Source organism: Pseudomonas sp. A (genome assembly GCF_056270345.1).
This window is the reverse complement of the sequence record NZ_CM149873.1, coordinates 2,121,762-2,137,513: the sequence shown is the minus strand read 5'-3', so window position 1 is coordinate 2,137,513 and position 15,752 is coordinate 2,121,762. Positions and strand designations below refer to the sequence as shown.

General features: G+C 63.9%; 12 protein-coding genes. 9 read left to right on the top strand and 3 right to left on the bottom strand.

Annotated features, from left to right (window positions below):
* Positions 1 to 206 precede the first annotated feature (206 nt).
* A complete protein-coding gene (glpD, locus tag AC0MAZ_RS09645) occupies positions 207 to 1,736 on the top strand; it encodes a glycerol-3-phosphate dehydrogenase (protein WP_475860928.1) in 1,530 nt (509 codons plus the stop codon).
* Here glpD and AC0MAZ_RS09640 read toward each other — a convergent pair whose 3' ends face one another.
* Positions 1,737 to 5,867, bottom strand: coding sequence for an NEL-type E3 ubiquitin ligase domain-containing protein (locus tag AC0MAZ_RS09640; protein ID WP_475860927.1), 4,131 nt, complete (start codon positions 5,865 to 5,867; stop codon positions 1,737 to 1,739). It lies immediately after the preceding gene.
* A gap of 319 nt (positions 5,868 to 6,186) precedes the next feature.
* Between AC0MAZ_RS09640 and AC0MAZ_RS09635 the strand changes: the two genes are divergently transcribed.
* The 7 genes from AC0MAZ_RS09635 to AC0MAZ_RS09605 all read left to right on the top strand — a co-directional run bounded on the left by AC0MAZ_RS09635 (position 6,187) and on the right by AC0MAZ_RS09605 (position 13,062).
* Complete coding sequence (locus AC0MAZ_RS09635) at positions 6,187 to 7,104, top strand: glutamate/aspartate ABC transporter substrate-binding protein (protein WP_203647766.1); 918 nt, start codon at positions 6,187 to 6,189, stop codon at positions 7,102 to 7,104.
* 147 nt (positions 7,105 to 7,251) lie between these two features.
* Positions 7,252 to 7,998 carry an amino acid ABC transporter permease gene (locus tag AC0MAZ_RS09630; RefSeq protein ID WP_203647767.1) on the top strand — a complete coding sequence of 249 codons (747 nt, stop codon included), beginning with the start codon at positions 7,252 to 7,254 and terminating at the stop codon, positions 7,996 to 7,998.
* Entirely contained in the window at positions 7,999 to 8,670 is a 672-nt protein-coding gene (locus tag AC0MAZ_RS09625; protein WP_203647768.1) for an amino acid ABC transporter permease, read from the top strand. It begins immediately after the preceding gene.
* Positions 8,667 to 9,401, top strand: a complete 735-nt coding sequence (locus AC0MAZ_RS09620) for an amino acid ABC transporter ATP-binding protein (RefSeq protein WP_203647769.1) — start codon at positions 8,667 to 8,669, stop codon at positions 9,399 to 9,401. Before AC0MAZ_RS09625 ends, AC0MAZ_RS09620 begins: the two co-directional genes overlap by 4 nt.
* A 68-nt stretch (positions 9,402 to 9,469) precedes the next feature.
* Positions 9,470 to 11,374: a two-component sensor histidine kinase AauS gene (gene aauS, locus AC0MAZ_RS09615; protein ID WP_203647770.1), complete on the top strand. Its 1,905-nt coding sequence runs from the start codon at positions 9,470 to 9,472 to the stop codon at positions 11,372 to 11,374.
* 47 nt (positions 11,375 to 11,421) lie between these two features.
* A complete protein-coding gene (gene aauR / locus AC0MAZ_RS09610; RefSeq protein WP_232855829.1) occupies positions 11,422 to 12,699 on the top strand; it encodes a two-component response regulator AauR in 1,278 nt (425 codons plus the stop codon).
* A 27-nt stretch (positions 12,700 to 12,726) separates the two neighbouring features.
* A complete protein-coding gene (locus tag AC0MAZ_RS09605; protein WP_234561855.1) occupies positions 12,727 to 13,062 on the top strand; it encodes a GlpM family protein in 336 nt (111 codons plus the stop codon).
* A 114-nt stretch (positions 13,063 to 13,176) separates the two neighbouring features.
* Here AC0MAZ_RS09605 and AC0MAZ_RS09600 read toward each other — a convergent pair whose 3' ends face one another.
* Complete coding sequence (locus AC0MAZ_RS09600) at positions 13,177 to 14,172, bottom strand: alpha/beta fold hydrolase (RefSeq protein WP_475860926.1); 996 nt, start codon at positions 14,170 to 14,172, stop codon at positions 13,177 to 13,179.
* 197 nt (positions 14,173 to 14,369) lie between these two features.
* Between AC0MAZ_RS09600 and metR the strand changes: the two genes are divergently transcribed.
* Positions 14,370 to 15,287: a transcriptional regulator MetR gene (gene metR / locus AC0MAZ_RS09595; protein WP_019097212.1), complete on the top strand. Its 918-nt coding sequence runs from the start codon at positions 14,370 to 14,372 to the stop codon at positions 15,285 to 15,287.
* Here the strand turns inward: metR and AC0MAZ_RS09590 are convergent.
* Positions 15,271 to 15,684 (bottom strand): NUDIX hydrolase, encoded by a 414-nt coding sequence (locus tag AC0MAZ_RS09590; protein WP_475860925.1) that lies wholly within the window; start codon positions 15,682 to 15,684, stop codon positions 15,271 to 15,273. The two genes, metR and AC0MAZ_RS09590, sit on opposite strands and share 17 nt — an antisense overlap.
* Between the last annotated feature and the right edge of the window lie 68 nt (positions 15,685 to 15,752).

The window sequence follows — 15,752 nt, the reverse complement described above, 5'->3', positions numbered from 1 at the left end:
GCGCCGCGCGGGCGGCGCTCGATCTCGACACCCCTGAAAATCTTCAACCGTTCACCCCACCTTTTTCATAAATGTTCATTTCCCTGTCATCCGATCAGTTTTTTCTATAAAGACTGACTGGCAGCCGCCTGTTCATTGCGCTAGTATTTTCGAAAACGAACATCAATGTTCATATTCGATGTGAACAGCCCCAGGAGGCCTTGCCCGTGTCCCAGCCCGTTTCGTCCCAGCCACCACTCCAGGACTGCTACGACCTCGCCGTGATCGGCGGTGGCATCAATGGCGTCGGTATCGCTGCCGATGCCGCCGGGCGCGGCCTGAAGGTGTTCCTTTGCGAAAAGGACGACCTGGCACAGCACACCTCCTCGGCCAGCAGCAAGCTGATCCACGGCGGCCTGCGCTACCTGGAGCACTACGAGTTCCGCCTGGTGCGCGAAGCACTGGCCGAGCGTGAAGTCCTGCTGGCCAAGGCGCCGCACATCGTCAAGCCCATGCGCTTCGTGCTGCCCCATCGCCCGCACCTGCGCCCGGCCTGGATGATCCGCGCCGGCCTGTTCCTCTATGACCACCTGGGCAAGCGCAAGCGTCTGGGCGCCTCGCGCGGCCTGCGCTTCGGCCCGGGCTACCCGCTCAAGCCGGCCATTACCCGCGGCTTCGAATACGCCGACTGTGCGGTGGACGATGCCCGCCTGGTGGTAGTCAACGCCATGGCCGCCCGGGAAAAGGGCGCGCACATCCACACCCGCACCCGCTGCCTGCGCGCCGAGCGCGTCGATGGCCTGTGGCAGGTGGAACTGCAGCATGCCGACGGCAGCCTGCAGAGCATCCGCGCCCGGGCACTGGTGAACGCGGCCGGCCCCTGGGTCGCCAGCTTCATCAAGGACGACCTCAAGCTCGACGCGCCGTACGGCATCCGCCTGATCCAGGGCAGCCACCTGATCGTGCCGCGCCTGTACGAAGGCGAGCACGCCTACATCCTGCAGAACGAAGACCAGCGCATCGTCTTCTGCATCCCTTACCTGGACCGCTTCACCCTGATCGGCACCACCGATCGCGAGTACAGCGGCGACCCGGCCAAAGTGGCGATCACCGAGCAGGAAACCGACTACCTGCTCAAGGTGGTCAACGAGCACTTCAACCACCAGCTCAGCCACGCCGATATCCTGCACACCTATTCCGGCGTACGTCCGCTGTGCAACGACGAGTCGGACAACCCGTCGGCCGTCACCCGCGACTACACCCTCGCGTTGTCCGCTGCCCAAGGCGAGGCGCCGCTACTGTCGGTGTTCGGCGGCAAGCTGACCACCTACCGCAAGCTGGCCGAGTCGGCCATGGCCGAACTGCAACCGTTCTTCACCCAGATGCGTGGCAGCTGGACCGCCGGCGCACCGCTGCCGGGCGGCGAGAGCATGACCACCGTACAGGCGCTGGTCGATGCCGTGCTGGCACGCCATGACTGGTTGCCGATGGACATCGCCAAGCGTTGGGCCGTCACCTACGGCAGCCGCGTATGGCGCCTGCTCGAGGGCGTGGAAGGTCCAGAAGGCCTGGGGCAATCCATTGGCGGCGGGCTGTTCAGCCGTGAAGTGGACTACTTGCGCGAACAGGAATGGGCGGTCGATGCCGCCGACATCCTCTGGCGCCGGACCAAACTCGGCCTGTTCACCTCTGCCGCCGAGCAGCAGGCACTCGAGGAGTACCTGCTACAGAACCAGGCTCGCGTCCAGGCTGCCTGATCACGCCTCGGCGACAGGCACAGCCGGCAGGAGGCGGGCGTACGCCTCCTGCGCCAGACTCAGGCGCAGCGCCTGCAGCGAGGCTTCGTACTTCACCCTCAGGGCCTCGGATCGAACCAGGTACATCTGCTCGGACAGCGACGCGGCCTGTGTCAATTGCTCATCGAGGGCAGAGACCAAGGCATCGACCCTCTCCGGGTAGCGCACATGCACAAAGCTGTCCCAAAACGGGCGTTGTGCCAGCGCCTCGCTCAGCCGTTGCGGCGTCTCCTCCCGCAGGACCTGAAGCCTGGCCGTGATCAGGTCACCCGGCGACACCCTGGCATCCATCAGGTAGTACATGCCGTCAGGCTGGGCAGGAAGGCCCAGCGGCTCGGCCAGATGCGTCCGATAGGCCATATAGACTTCGATCGGGTCCACCTCCCCACCTCTACGCTCGAGCTCCTGCACCTTGCGCGCAGCCAGCGTATTGACCTCATCCAGCCGATACAACGCCCGGCCGGCCTTCAGCAAGACCTCCTCACGCTCGACCAGGCGCGTTCCCGCCGAAGCACGCTCCACGTACAACGTGACCTCCAGTTCGCTGAGGATCAGCAACAATCGATCCTCGCAGGCACGCTCCCCGCCAGCCTGGGCGAACATCACTGCACGCAGCTCGGTGTTCTGCTCGCACGCCTCGATCATTCGCCAGATGCGCCTGCGATAGAAATCGTCATGCTCGCGAAAATCCTCGGTCCGGGCAAAATCGGCAAAGAACTGGAACAGCGCCGTTGATTCAGGTTCCTCGCGCAATCTCAGCCACTGGGCTTCACGCCGACTACGCAGCTTGCCCGAGCTGCCGGCCAACCACAGCTCCCGAGCCGCCTGATCGATCAGCTGGTGCTCGATGGGGTTGCGATTGATCGGCTCACGGGACGCCAGGTTCACCAACGCCTGGCTGGCTTCATCCAGCGGATTGTCGTGCAGGACCATCCGCTGCAGGCGCAGCTGCAGGTTGTGCAAATCCTGACGCACATGCTGGATGCTGTTGTTGCGCAGGTCGACCACCCCCTGCCAGGGCAACTGCTGAACCCGCTCGGGCAACCTGGCGATCTCGCCCGAATGCAGCGATAACCGACGCAGGTGTCGCAGCCCATTCACATCCGGAGCCCAACCGAGCGGGTTATGGCCCAGGTCGAGTTCCCGTAGATTGACCAGGGCCAGCAGGCGCTGGTTGCCGGCACTGTCCATGGCGATCTGGTTGTACCCAAGGCGCAGGTAGCGCAGCGAAGTAAGGCGCTCGATGCCCGCCGGCACCTGAGTCAGCCTGTTTTCCCGCAGGTCAAGTTCCACCAGCCCGGTGAAACGTGACAGGAAGTCCGCATCGACGTTGGCGAGGTCCATGTCGCGCAGGGTCAGACGGGTCACATGACCATAGCTGATGCCCGCGGGCAGGCTCGGCAGGCTGCCGACCTGCTCGCCACGGACCATCAGCCAATGGCCACCATCGCCCAGGACTCGGCTCTTGCGGCGCCAGCAACGGCGCATGGCGGTGGCTACACGCCGGCGCCTGAGCTTGGCGAGTATGCCGCCGCCTGCGCTGCACCAGCTCTGCAAGCCTTCGCGCAGGCGGCTCAACTGATGTTTCAACTGGTTGTAGTGCACCCATGGATCGACATGCCTGGAGACCAGGTCCAGCAGATAGTTTTCCAGCTCATCCTCGCCGAGGGTCGGATAGATCTGATGAATCCCCCGTCGACTCGCCTGTCGGCCACCTGGAGTACGGCCACATAATGGATATCCCAGGCGGCCGTCGGCGAAACGGGCCAGTGGACGGATACCCTCTCCGACCGGCGCCTGCCTGATCAATGTAGCCACCTGCTCGCGCTGGGTGGCAGCCAATGCTGCCAACTTGTCGGTCAACGCCTTTTCGTCCAGCGAAGCATCACCCAACAACAGTTTCTGCGACGGTTGCAGATGCAGGCATATCGCCTGGATCAGACTGTCCTGCTCCGTTGCCTGCGGTAACGGGATGCCGTTGCCATCCCGGGCCTGATAACCCTGGGTGCCGCGAACGATATAGCGAATATCCGCGGCTTCCTCACTGCCTACCTGTGTGCGCAACGTGCCTGCATGAGAACCGTCACGCAATTCAAGACGCAGGTTCTCAGCCCACGGCGCTTGCTGGTCGATCAACCCTAGGGCCAGACGCTCACTGTCAAGATTCACCGCGCTTGCCTGGCGCAAGCCAGCGCAAGCCCGATCCAACCGACTGTCACGCAGAAACCAGTGCGCGTGCTCGGCAAGCTCCAGCGGAATGCGCTGCTTATCGAGCATCTCTGCGAGCTGCCGCCCATTGGCCTGTTCGATGATTTCCCGCGCGCCCCGATGGCTCAATCCCGGGAAATCCCGCCTCAGCAGCAACGCTTCTGGTGTCTCGGTGCCTTGCCTGGATCGCACCTCGGCCTCAAAGGCTTCGCCACGCAACGCAGGAAACTGCTCGTGCAGCTGGTAGCGCTCCCAGGCATCGAGCAACCGGGCTGGGGGCGACGCCTGCTGTACATGCAATCGACGCAGGTGCTCCTCGCCAAAACCGGTACCTTCGGCCAGCCACAGGGCCTGCTCATCGGTCATGTTACTCAGTTCTCGGCCAAGCCGACGCATCAACAGGCCTGCGCCGGACCATTCATGTGGTTCCATTGAGTTCCTGAACAGCTTGGTCTGCCCTGCGTCATCGACTATCGGTACCAGGTTGTCTACCGCCAGCGAACGCTCCAGCACCTTCCCGGTCGCCATTCCCCCCGTGGCGAGGATGGCAGCCACCGCAAGGTTCTCTGCCACCCCGAACATATGCTGCAAGGCGGACTGACGATCACCTATTGCCCAGTCCTCGTAGCCCTCGTAGACCTCATTGGCAATCTGGACGGCGGCCACCCCCAGCATGACCTCGCCAAGCAGTGGCACGAAGAAGGCCGCCAGATTGAGCAGGGTAAGCCCGGCTTCCAGGTAACGGTCGAATCGCTCGCGACACGCGTCGGCATCTGCTTCAGCGGTGGGCACCGCAAGCACACGCGCGTCATCCAGGATTTTCTCGATACGCAACTTACCCAGGTAGGCAATCAACGTGCCTTCGAAGTCCAGATGACGTCCATCCAGTTCGATATCCCGGGAGCTGTCCGTCTCCTTGAACAGCTTTTTCAGGACAGTGGCGAACACCGGCCTGTCCCGCTCACGGACGAAACGCATGAAAAAGTCGACATAAGGTGATTGCCGCATGCGCCTGGCCAGCGTCTGGTACAACGCAGACCAGGAGGCATGATGCTGGACGGGCTGGATCGGATCGCCCGGAATCCAGCTGAGAATGCCCGTGACAGCCCCCAAGGCGTGCTCCCGGACTTCCACGGTCACCACGCCCTCCACGCGCTTGCCCAGCAGGTGCAACTGACGGCAGGTCAATACGGCCGGATCGCCCGGAACGATCGGCGCAGGCGCACACAATGGCAGCAGTTGCAGGTACGCGCGCTCATCGATATGCCCTTCGAGAATGGCCCGGCGCACGGCAACCTCCATGCGTGCCCGAAGGTCCTCTTTGACCTGCGCATGAACGGCCTCCTTCTCCAGCAAATCGCTCGGTCGCAGGTGCGCCTTGAGCAATGTCTGATACTGACCGCCCAGGTCAAGGCTGCGGCAAAGTTTCGCGAACTGGGTGAAACCGATGTTCAGCCGTTTTTTATCGGCATCCAGCACTGTAGCCACGGTCAGTTCGCCAGGCGTGGTTTCATCCTCGGTGTAGTTATGCAGAGCCGCAGTCAGCAGCTTGCGGTTGGAAATGCGCCGATACCACAGCTTTGGCGCCGAATTCACCGGAACCGGGTGATAGGCCTCTTGCACGATCTTCACACTGCAGGCGCGCACATTGGTATCGAGCTTGAGCTGCTTTAGCAGCGCCTGCCTGAGCAAGGGCTCAGCAAACGTATCGAGCGCGGGCACCGGAGCCAGCAGTTCACGCATCTTCTCGGCACTTTTCTGCTGTGCCTTGAGCGCACGGTGTAGCGCCTGCAAGCGGTCGACCGCGGCGGTTTGCAACCAAGCCGGCAAACGCTTGGCAATCAGCGCATCGATGGAATCGGGGGCAATCTCGTGAAAACTCATCCAGCTTCTCCTGATGGGAAAAGCCACAGTTGACCCGCGACCCGCCAAGCCATGTCGGTAGATAGCTACATGTCTTCATTCGGATTTCCGAACAGCATGGCACCATGCGTTCGGTTTGACGGACATCAAATGACATCCAAAAACCTTCAACAAAGAGTCATCCCCAGCATTTTCACGGCGTTATGATCAAGGTTGGGGCTTGGCACGACTCATGCTCTACACTTGAACGCCGAATGCACCACGCTTCATGCTGTATTCGTTGAACGAAAGAGTCCGCCAACGGCTCCATAAAAAAAACAAACACGTCGAGGAAAATTTGATGCGCATCGTTCGTCAATTGCTGGGCGCCGCCATCGCGGCCGCTGTCATCGCATCGCCGGTCATGGCCGAAGAGCTCACCGGTACTCTGAAGAAGATCAAGGACTCCGGCACCATCACCCTGGGCCATCGCGACTCCTCCATCCCGTTCTCCTACCTGGCCGGCAAACCGGAACCGGTGGGCTACTCCCATGACATCCAGCTAGCCGTTGTCGAAGCTCTGAAGAAGCAACTGGGCACCGACATCAAGGTCAAGTACAACCTGGTTACCTCGCAGACCCGCATCCCGCTGGTGCAGAACGGCACCGTGGACCTGGAGTGCGGCTCCACCACCAACAACGTCGAGCGCCAGCAGCAGGTCGGCTTCTCGGTGGGCATCTTCGAAGTCGGCACCCGCCTGCTGACCAAGGTCAAGGATGGCCAGCCCTCCTATAAAGACTTTGCCGACCTGGCCGGCAAGAACGTGGTGACCACCGCCGGCACCACCTCCGAGCGCATCCTCAAGGCGATGAACGCCGACAAGCAGATGAAGATGAACGTGATCTCCGCCAAGGACCACGGCGAAGCCTTCAACATGCTCGAAAGCGGCCGCGCCGTGGCCTTCATGATGGACGACGCCCTGCTGGCCGGTGAAATGGCCAAGGCCAAGAAGCCTGCCGACTGGGTCATCACCGGCACGCCACAGTCGTACGAAATCTACGGCTGCATGGTGCGCAAGGACGATCCGGCCTTCAAGAAAGCGGTCGACGAAGCCATCGTCGCCTACTTCAAGTCGGGTGAAGTCAACAAGAGCTACGACAAGTGGTTCCAGCAGCCGATTCCGCCAAAGGGCCTGAACCTGCAGTTCCCGATGAGCGACGAGCTGAAGAAGCTGATCAATGAGCCGACCGACAAGGCAGCGGACGAGAAGAAGTCCTGACCTCCGGCAAATAGTGGCCTGAAGCGCATCCGCGCGAATCCATCCAACAGGCCACTTAGTTAGTGTCTAACCTTTACATCCGAGGGCGTCGAACGCCCCCGGATGTATCGAGGTGCCCGTGAAACAACCGTCTGAGGGGAAATCCCGATGAATTACAACTGGGACTGGGGCGTGTTCTTCAAGTCCACCGGCGTGGGCAGCGAAACCTATCTGGACTGGTACGTCACCGGTCTGGGCTGGACCATCGCCATCGCCATCTCCGCCTGGATCATCGCCTTGCTGCTGGGCTCGCTGCTCGGCGTGATGCGTACCGTGCCAAACCGCCTGGTGTCAGGGATTGCCACCGCCTACGTCGAGCTGTTCCGCAACGTGCCGCTGCTGGTGCAGCTGTTCATCTGGTACTTCCTGGTACCGGACCTGCTGCCCGAAGGCCTGCAGGAGTGGTTCAAGCAGGACCTCAACCCGACCACCTCGGCGCTGATCAGCGTGGTCATCTGCCTGGGCCTGTTCACCGCCGCCCGTGTCTGCGAGCAGGTGCGCACCGGCATCCAGGCGCTGCCCCGCGGCCAGGAGTCGGCCGGGCGCGCGATGGGCTTCAGCCTGTCGCAGATCTACATGAACGTGCTGCTGCCCCAGGCCTACCGGATCATCATTCCGCCGCTCACCTCGGAATTCTTGAACGTGTTCAAGAACTCCTCGGTGGCCTCGCTGATCGGCTTGATGGAGCTGCTGGCGCAGACCAAGCAGACCGCCGAGTTCTCCGCGAACCTGTTCGAAGCATTCACCCTGGCCACCCTGATCTACTTCACCCTGAACATGGGCCTGATGCTGCTCATGCGCATGGTCGAGAAGAAAGTCGCGGTACCGGGCCTGATTTCCGTGGGAGGCAAGTAAATGGACATGGATTTCAGTGAAATCATCCCGGCCCTGCCCGCCCTCTGGGACGGCATGGTCCTGACCCTGCAACTGATGGTCATGGGCGTGGTCGGCGGCATTGCCCTGGGTACCATCCTCGCCCTGATGCGCCTGTCGTCGAACAAGCTGCTGGCCAATGTCGCCGGCGCCTACGTCAACTACTTCCGCTCCATCCCGCTGCTGCTGGTGATCACCTGGTTCTACCTGGCGGTGCCGTTCGTGCTGCGCTGGATCACCGGTGAAGACACCCCGGTGGGTGCGTTCACCTCCTGCGTCGTGGCATTCATGATGTTCGAGGCGGCCTACTTCTGCGAAATCGTCCGCGCCGGCGTGCAGTCGATCTCCAAGGGCCAGATGGGCGCCGCGCAGGCGCTGGGCATGAGCTACGGCCAGTGCATGCGCCTGATCATCCTGCCCCAGGCGTTTCGCAAGATGACCCCGCTGCTGCTGCAACAGAGCATCATCCTGTTCCAGGACACCTCGCTGGTCTACACCGTCGGCCTGATCGACTTCCTCAACTCGGCCCGCTCCAACGGCGACATCATCGGACGCTCCCACGAGTTCCTGATCTTCGCCGGTGTCGTCTACTTCCTCATCAGCTTCTCCGCTTCGTGGCTGGTCAAGCGCCTGCAAAAAAGGATCACCGTATGATTTCCATCAAGAACGTCAACAAGTGGTACGGCGACTTCCAGGTACTGACCGACTGCAGCACCGAGGTCAAGAAGGGTGAAGTGGTGGTGGTCTGCGGCCCGTCCGGCTCGGGCAAGTCGACCCTGATCAAGTGCGTCAACGCGCTGGAACCGTTCCAGAAAGGCGACATCGTGGTCGACGGCACCTCCATCGCCGACCCGAAGACCAACCTGCCCAAGCTGCGCTCGCGGGTCGGCATGGTGTTCCAGCACTTCGAGCTGTTCCCGCACCTGACCATCACCGAGAACCTGACCATCGCCCAGATCAAGGTGCTCGGCCGCAGCAAGGAAGAAGCCACCAAGAAAGGCCTGGCACTGCTTGAGCGCGTGGGACTGTCGGCCCATGCCCACAAACACCCCGGCCAGCTCTCCGGCGGCCAGCAGCAGCGCGTGGCCATCGCCCGTGCCCTGTCGATGGACCCGATCGTCATGCTGTTCGACGAACCCACCTCGGCACTGGACCCGGAAATGGTCAGCGAAGTGCTCGATGTGATGGTGCAACTGGCCCACGAAGGCATGACCATGATGTGCGTGACCCACGAAATGGGCTTTGCGCGCAAGGTGGCCAACCGGGTCATCTTCATGGACAAGGGCAGCATCATCGAAGACTGCACCAAGGAAGAGTTCTTCGGCGACCAGGGCGCCCGCGACCAACGCACCCAGCACTTCCTCAGCAAGATCCTGCAACACTAAGTCCGCCTCAGTGACGCTGCCCGGCCCTTCGCCGGGCAGCGGAAGCTGGTCGTGACAAGGCCACTGTGATGAAATGCGACCCCTCGCTCCTTCGCCCTGCCCAGCCTGCCGTGAAATCCCGTCTGATCCGCCAACTGCTCGTCCCGCCCCTGGTCATCCTGCTGATGGTCGGGCTGGGCTTCGCCGGCTTCCTGATCAGCGAAAGCAATGGCATCCGCACCCTCAGCGAGAACGGCGAGCGCCAGCTGGAACTGCACGCCCGTACCGTCGAGAGCGAAATCAGCAAGTACACCTACCTGCCCAGCCTGCTGGAGCTGGAAGACAGTGTCTCGCGCCTGCTCACCGACCCCGAGGCCGGTGACCGCCAGGCCGTCAACGAATACCTCGAAGGCCTGAACCGGCGCAGCCGCAGTCGGGCGATCTTCGTCCTCGACACCAACGGCCGGGTCCAGGCCACCAGCAACTGGCGCGACGCCGACTCCTTCCTCGGCGAGGACCTGGCGTTTCGCGCCTACTTCCAGGTCGCCGTGCGCGGCGAGCCGGGGCGCTTCTACGGCATCGGCAGCACTACTGGCGAGGCCGGCTACTACCTGGCCCACGGGCTGGAGGAGCACGGCAAGATCATCGGCGTGGCGGTGATCAAGGTGCGCCTGGACACCCTCGAGGAACGCTGGCAGCGCGCCCGCCTGGAAGCCTTCGTCAGCGACGAGAACGGCATCATCATCCTCTCCAGCGACCCGGCCCGGCGCCTGAAATCGGTGCGCCCGTTGACGCCGCAGATCAAGGAGCGCCTGGCGCGCAGCCTGCAGTACTACTGGTGGCCGCTCAACGAACTGCAACCATTGGCCCGAGAAACCCTGGCCGACGGCGTGGAGAAGCTCACCTTCCCGGCCAACAGCGAGACCGACCAGGGCAAGCAGCGAGAGGTGTCCTACCTGGCCCAGACCCGCCGCCTGGTCGACACCCCCTGGCATTTCACCCTGCTCACCCCGCTGCAGGACCTGCGCCGCGAATCGATGATGCAGGGCATCCTGGTGGGCGTGGCCTTCGCCCTGCTGGCGATCCTGGCCATCGCCTGGAACGAGCGGCGCAAGGTGATCGCCACCCGCCTGGCCGCCCGCGAGGCGCTGGAAGAAGCCAACAGCCAGCTGGAACGCAAGATCACCGAGCGCACCGCCGACCTGCGCGCCAGCAACGAACGGCTCAAGGGCCAGATCCGCGAGCGGCGCCACGCCGAGCAGACCCTGCGCCACGCCCAGGACGAACTGGTCCAGGCCGGCAAGCTGGCGGCCATCGGGCAGATGTCCACCAGCATCGCCCATGAACTCAATCAGCCCTTGGCGGCCCTGCGCACCCTGTCCGGCAACACCGTGCGCTTCCTTGAGCGCGGCGCGCTGGAAACCGCCAGCGCCAACCTGCGCACCATGAACGACCTGATCGACCGCATGGGCCGCATCACCGCCAGCCTGCGCTCGTTTGCCCGTCGTGGCGACGACAGCGGCCAGGCTTCGCTGGAAAAGGCCGTCGAAGCCACTCTGCAGGTGCTGGCCAACCGCATCAGCGCCTGTCACCTGCAACTGCACCGGCAGTTCGACGACCAGCTGCTGGCCATCGACCAGACCCGTCTGGAACAGATCCTGGTCAACCTGATCGGCAACGCCCTCGACGCCATGGCCACCCAACCCCTGCCGCAACTGTGGCTGGAAGGCGAAGTCCAGGGCGACAAGTACCGCCTGCGGGTGCTCGACAACGGCCACGGCATCGATGCCGAGGCACGCAAGCACCTGTTCGAACCCTTCTTCACCACCAAACCGGGCGAGCATGGCCTGGGCCTGGGCCTGACCCTGTCGGCGAGCCTGGCCACCGCCGCCAAGGGTACACTGAGCGTCGAACACCCTGCCGGTGGCGGCACCGCGTTCGTGCTTGCCCTGCCCCTAGTCACGCCCCCTAGCGAATTGGCTGAGCCTCTATGAAACAAGCACCTCTCACCGTCCTGATCGTCGAAGACGACCCGCACGTGCTGCTCGGCTGCCAGCAGGCGCTGGCCCTGGAAGACATTGCCTGCGAAGGCGTCGGCAGCGCCGAGCAGGCCCTGGAACGCATCGGCGATGACTTTGCCGGTATCGTCGTCAGCGATATCCGCCTGCCGGGCATCGATGGCCTGGAACTGCTCAACCGCCTCAAGGCCCGCGATCGCAGCCTGCCGGTGGTGCTGATCACCGGCCACGGCGACATCGACATGGCAGTCGGCGCCATGCGCAACGGCGCCTACGACTTCATGGAAAAACCCTTCTCGCCGGAGCGCCTGGTCGAGGTGGTGCGCCGGGCACTGGAACAGCGCGGCCTATCCCGCGAGGTGTTCGCCCTGCGCCGCCAGCTGGCCGAGCAGAGCAGTCTTGAAGGGCGCATCATCGGCCGTTCGCCGGCCATGGAGCAATTGCGCGAACTGATCGCCAACGTCGCCGACACCTCGGCCAACGTACTGATCGAAGGCGAGACCGGCACCGGCAAGGAACTGGTGGCCCGCTGCCTGCACGACTTCAGCCGACGCCAGGGCCAGCCGTTCGTGGCGCTGAACTGCGGCGGCCTGCCGGAGAACCTGTTCGAAAGCGAGATCTTCGGCCACGAGGCCAATGCCTTCACCGGCGCCGGCAAGCGGCGCATCGGCAAGATCGAGCACGCCAACGGCGGCACGCTGTTCCTCGACGAGGTCGAGAGCATGCCGCTCAACCTGCAGATCAAGCTGCTGCGCGTGCTGCAGGAGCGCACCCTGGAACGCCTGGGCTCGAACCAGAGCATCCCGGTGGACTGCCGGGTGATCGCCGCGACCAAGTCCGACCTTGCCACCCTGGGCCAGAGCGGCCAGTTCCGCAGCGACCTGTACTACCGCCTCAATGTGGTCACCCTGGAGCTGCCGCCGCTGCGCGAGCGCCGCGAAGACATCCTGCAACTGTTCGAGCATTTCCTGCAGCAATCGGCCCTGCGCTTCGACCGCGAGGCGCCGGAGCTGGACAGCCAGACCCTGTCGCGGCTGATGGCCCACGACTGGCCGGGCAACGTGCGCGAGCTGCGCAACGTCGCCGAGCGCCATGCCCTGGGCCTGCCCGCGTTCAAGAAGGGCCCCAGTGGTGGCGCCAGCCAGGGCCTGGGTTTTGCCGAGGCGGTCGAAGCATTCGAACGCAACCTGCTCAGCGACGCTTTGCAGCGCACCGGCGGCAACCTCAGCCAGGCCAGCCAGGAGCTGGGCATGGCCAAGACCACGCTGTTCGACAAAGTGAAGAAGTACGGCCTCGGCTGATCGGCAACCTGACCCTGGAAGTTCAACGTGGACCTGGTATTCAAAGCAGCCCTGGGCGCCGGCGTGGTGGTGCTCCTGGCGATCCTGTCGAAGACCCGCAACTACTACATTGCCGGCCTGGTGCCGCTGTTTCCCACCTTTGCCCTGATCGCCCACTACATTGTCGGCAAGGGGCGGTCGCTGGAAGACCTGAAGACCACCATCCTGTTCGGGATGTGGTCGATCATTCCGTACTTCGTGTACCTGGCAACGCTCTACGTACTGGTCGACCGCCTGCGCCTGGAGGCGTCGCTAGCCGTGGCCACGGTGGCCTGGCTGGTGGCGGCGACGGTGCTGGTGAGCGTTTGGGTGCGGATGCACTGATGAACCGTGGCGCCTGCTTCGCGGGTAAACCCGCTCCCACAGGGAACCCATGGCTCTTGAGAAGGATGCCTAGCCTGTGGGAGCGGGTTTACCCGCGAACAAAAAAACGCCGATTCAAAGCCGGGCGATATGCGTGACATCCTGGCGATGCGCCTGCAGGTAGGGTAAAACCGCCCCCAGCAACGGTGCCTTGAACGGCTCCTGGAAACGATGCGCCAGCCCCGGAATCAGCCGCAGCTGGCTGCCCTGGATATGCGCCGCCAGATGCACCCCGTGCATCACCGGCAGCAACGGATCAGCGGTGCCATGCACCACCAGCGTCGGCAGCCGCAGCTGGTTGAGCAGCTCGACCCGACTGGGTTCGGCAAGGATCGCCATGATCTGGCGCTTGACCCCTTCCGGATTGAACGCCCGGTCATAAGCCACGGCGGCTTGTTCGAGCAGCGCAGTCCGGTCGTCCCGCACCTCGGGGCTGCCCAGCGCTGCCAGCAGGTCGGCCTGCTGCTCGATGGCCACCTCGCGACTCGGCGCGCTGCGCCGCGCCAGCAACTGCACCAGCGCCGGATCCGGCGCCGGCAGGCCGACGGCGCCCGAGCTGGACATCACCAGGGTCAGGCTGCTCACCCGCTCCGGGGCCATGGCCGCCAGGTGCTGGGCAATCATGCCGCCCATGCTCACACCCAGCACATGGAACTGGCGGATGCCCAGGGCATCCATCAGTCGCAGACCGTCACCGGCCATGTCGGTGAGGGAATAAGGCGCCGACACCGGCAGGCCCAGCTTGTAGCGCAGCAGTTCGACGGTCAGGTTGGCCGAGGCCGGCAGCTGGTTCCAGCGCGACAGGCCGACATCGCGGTTGTCGTAGCGGATCACCCTGAAACCCTGGCGGCACAGGGCCTCGACCACGTCGTCCGGCCAGTGAATCAGCTGCCCGCCCAGGCCCATGACCAGCAACAGCGCCGGATCGCGGGGCGCACCGACACTCTGGTAGACCAGGCTCAGCTCACCCAGCTCGGCCCGTTGCACCGGCACATGGACGTCGCAGCGACCCTCGGCGAAACTCGCCGGCACGCTGACCAGCAGCAAGAAGAAAAGTAGTAAAGCCCGCATGAAAGAAACACCAGAATGCAGATCCCCAGTAGAGCGCGAGTCTGATGAAATCCGTTCGGGCGCGCTGCCACAAAACCGTGACAGTTTCGTGAACCTTGCCGAGCGGTCGTGTGCATCCTGTTATCGACAGCACATGGCAACATGAGGGAAACTCAACGCAATCTCGTTTTAGCTCAAAGAATGCTCACGGAGCCGTCGTGCTGGAAATCCGCCACCTGAAAACCCTTCATGCCCTACGCGAAGCCGACAGCCTGGTGGAGGCCGCCGAGCGCCTGCACCTGACCCAGTCGGCGCTGTCGCACCAGTTCAAGGAGCTGGAGGAGCGCCTGGGCCTGCCGCTGTTCGTGCGCAAGACCAAGCCCATCCGCTTCACCAGCGCCGGCCTGCGCCTGCTGCAACTGGCCGATGCCACCCTGCCGCTGCTGCGCGGCGCCGAGCGCGACATTGCCCGCCTGGCCGGCGGTACCGCCGGACGCCTGCACATGGCCATCGAGTGCCACAGCTGCTTCCAGTGGCTGATGCCGACCATCGATCAGTTCCGCGATGCCTGGCCGGAAGTGGAGCTGGACCTGGCCTCGGGCTTCGCCTTCGCCCCGCTGCCGGCCCTGGCCCGCGGCGACCTGGACCTGGTGGTGACCTCCGACCCGGTGGACCTGGCCGGCATCACCTACGTACCGCTGTTCACCTACGAGGCCATGCTCGCCGTGGCCAACCAGCATGCGCTGGCGAGCAAGCCCTATATCGTGCCCCAGGACCTGCTCGACCAGACCCTGATCACCTACCCGGTGGAGCGTGACCGCCTGGACATCTTCACCCGCTTCCTGGAGCCGGCCGACATCGAGCCGGCGGCGGTACGCACCTCGGAGCTGACGGTGATGATGATGCAACTGGTAGCCAGCGGTCGCGGTGTGTGCGGCATGCCGCACTGGGCGCTGCACGAATACAGCTCGCGGGGCTACGTGAAGGGCAAGCGCCTGGGCGAGAAAGGGCTGTTCGCCACGCTCTACGCCGCGGTGCGCACCGACATGCTCGATGCACCGTACATGCGCGACTTCCTGCTGACCGCCAAGGACACCTCGTTCGCCACCCTGGACGGGGTCAGCGCGGTGCGTTGAGGCCTTCGCGCCACAGCGGCAGGATCAGGTCGCGAGTCAGGGGGGCCAGATCCAGGTCCGGCGCCTGGTCGGCGGACAGCCAGGTCACCTCTTCGATTTCCGCCGCCGGGTTTACCGTCGCGGTGCATTGGACGCGAAACAACTCGGCCTGCACCTCGAAGCCCGGTTCGTTGGCGGCCGGGGCGCTGAAACGGCCCAGGTGAATGGCCTGGACCGGGTCGACGCGCAGGCCCAACTCCTCGTTCAGCTCGCGTACCAGCGCCTGGGCCGGCGATTCGCCTGCATCGATCTTGCCGCCAGGCTGCATGAACGCCTGGGTGCCGCGCTTGCGTACCAGCAGGGTGCGGCCTTGCGCGTCGATGAGCAGGGCGGCGGCGATGCGGATAATGTTGGGCATGGTGGACTCACGAGCGAATGAAGGGGCGCAGGATACCTGACAAGGCCCTATCGCGGGGCAAGCCCGCT

Coding starts and splice junctions, on each gene's coding strand:
- AC0MAZ_RS09600 (WP_475860926.1), bottom strand. CDS start 14,172: ATGCGGGCTTTACTACTTTTCTTCTTGCTGCTGGTCAGCGTGCCGGCG.
- AC0MAZ_RS09630 (WP_203647767.1), top strand. CDS start 7,252: ATGAATTACAACTGGGACTGGGGCGTGTTCTTCAAGTCCACCGGCGTG.
- aauS (WP_203647770.1), top strand. CDS start 9,470: ATGAAATGCGACCCCTCGCTCCTTCGCCCTGCCCAGCCTGCCGTGAAA.
- AC0MAZ_RS09620 (WP_203647769.1), top strand. CDS start 8,667: ATGATTTCCATCAAGAACGTCAACAAGTGGTACGGCGACTTCCAGGTA.
- AC0MAZ_RS09625 (WP_203647768.1), top strand. CDS start 7,999: ATGGACATGGATTTCAGTGAAATCATCCCGGCCCTGCCCGCCCTCTGG.
- AC0MAZ_RS09640 (WP_475860927.1), bottom strand. CDS start 5,867: ATGAGTTTTCACGAGATTGCCCCCGATTCCATCGATGCGCTGATTGCC.
- AC0MAZ_RS09590 (WP_475860925.1), bottom strand. CDS start 15,684: ATGCCCAACATTATCCGCATCGCCGCCGCCCTGCTCATCGACGCGCAA.
- AC0MAZ_RS09635 (WP_203647766.1), top strand. CDS start 6,187: ATGCGCATCGTTCGTCAATTGCTGGGCGCCGCCATCGCGGCCGCTGTC.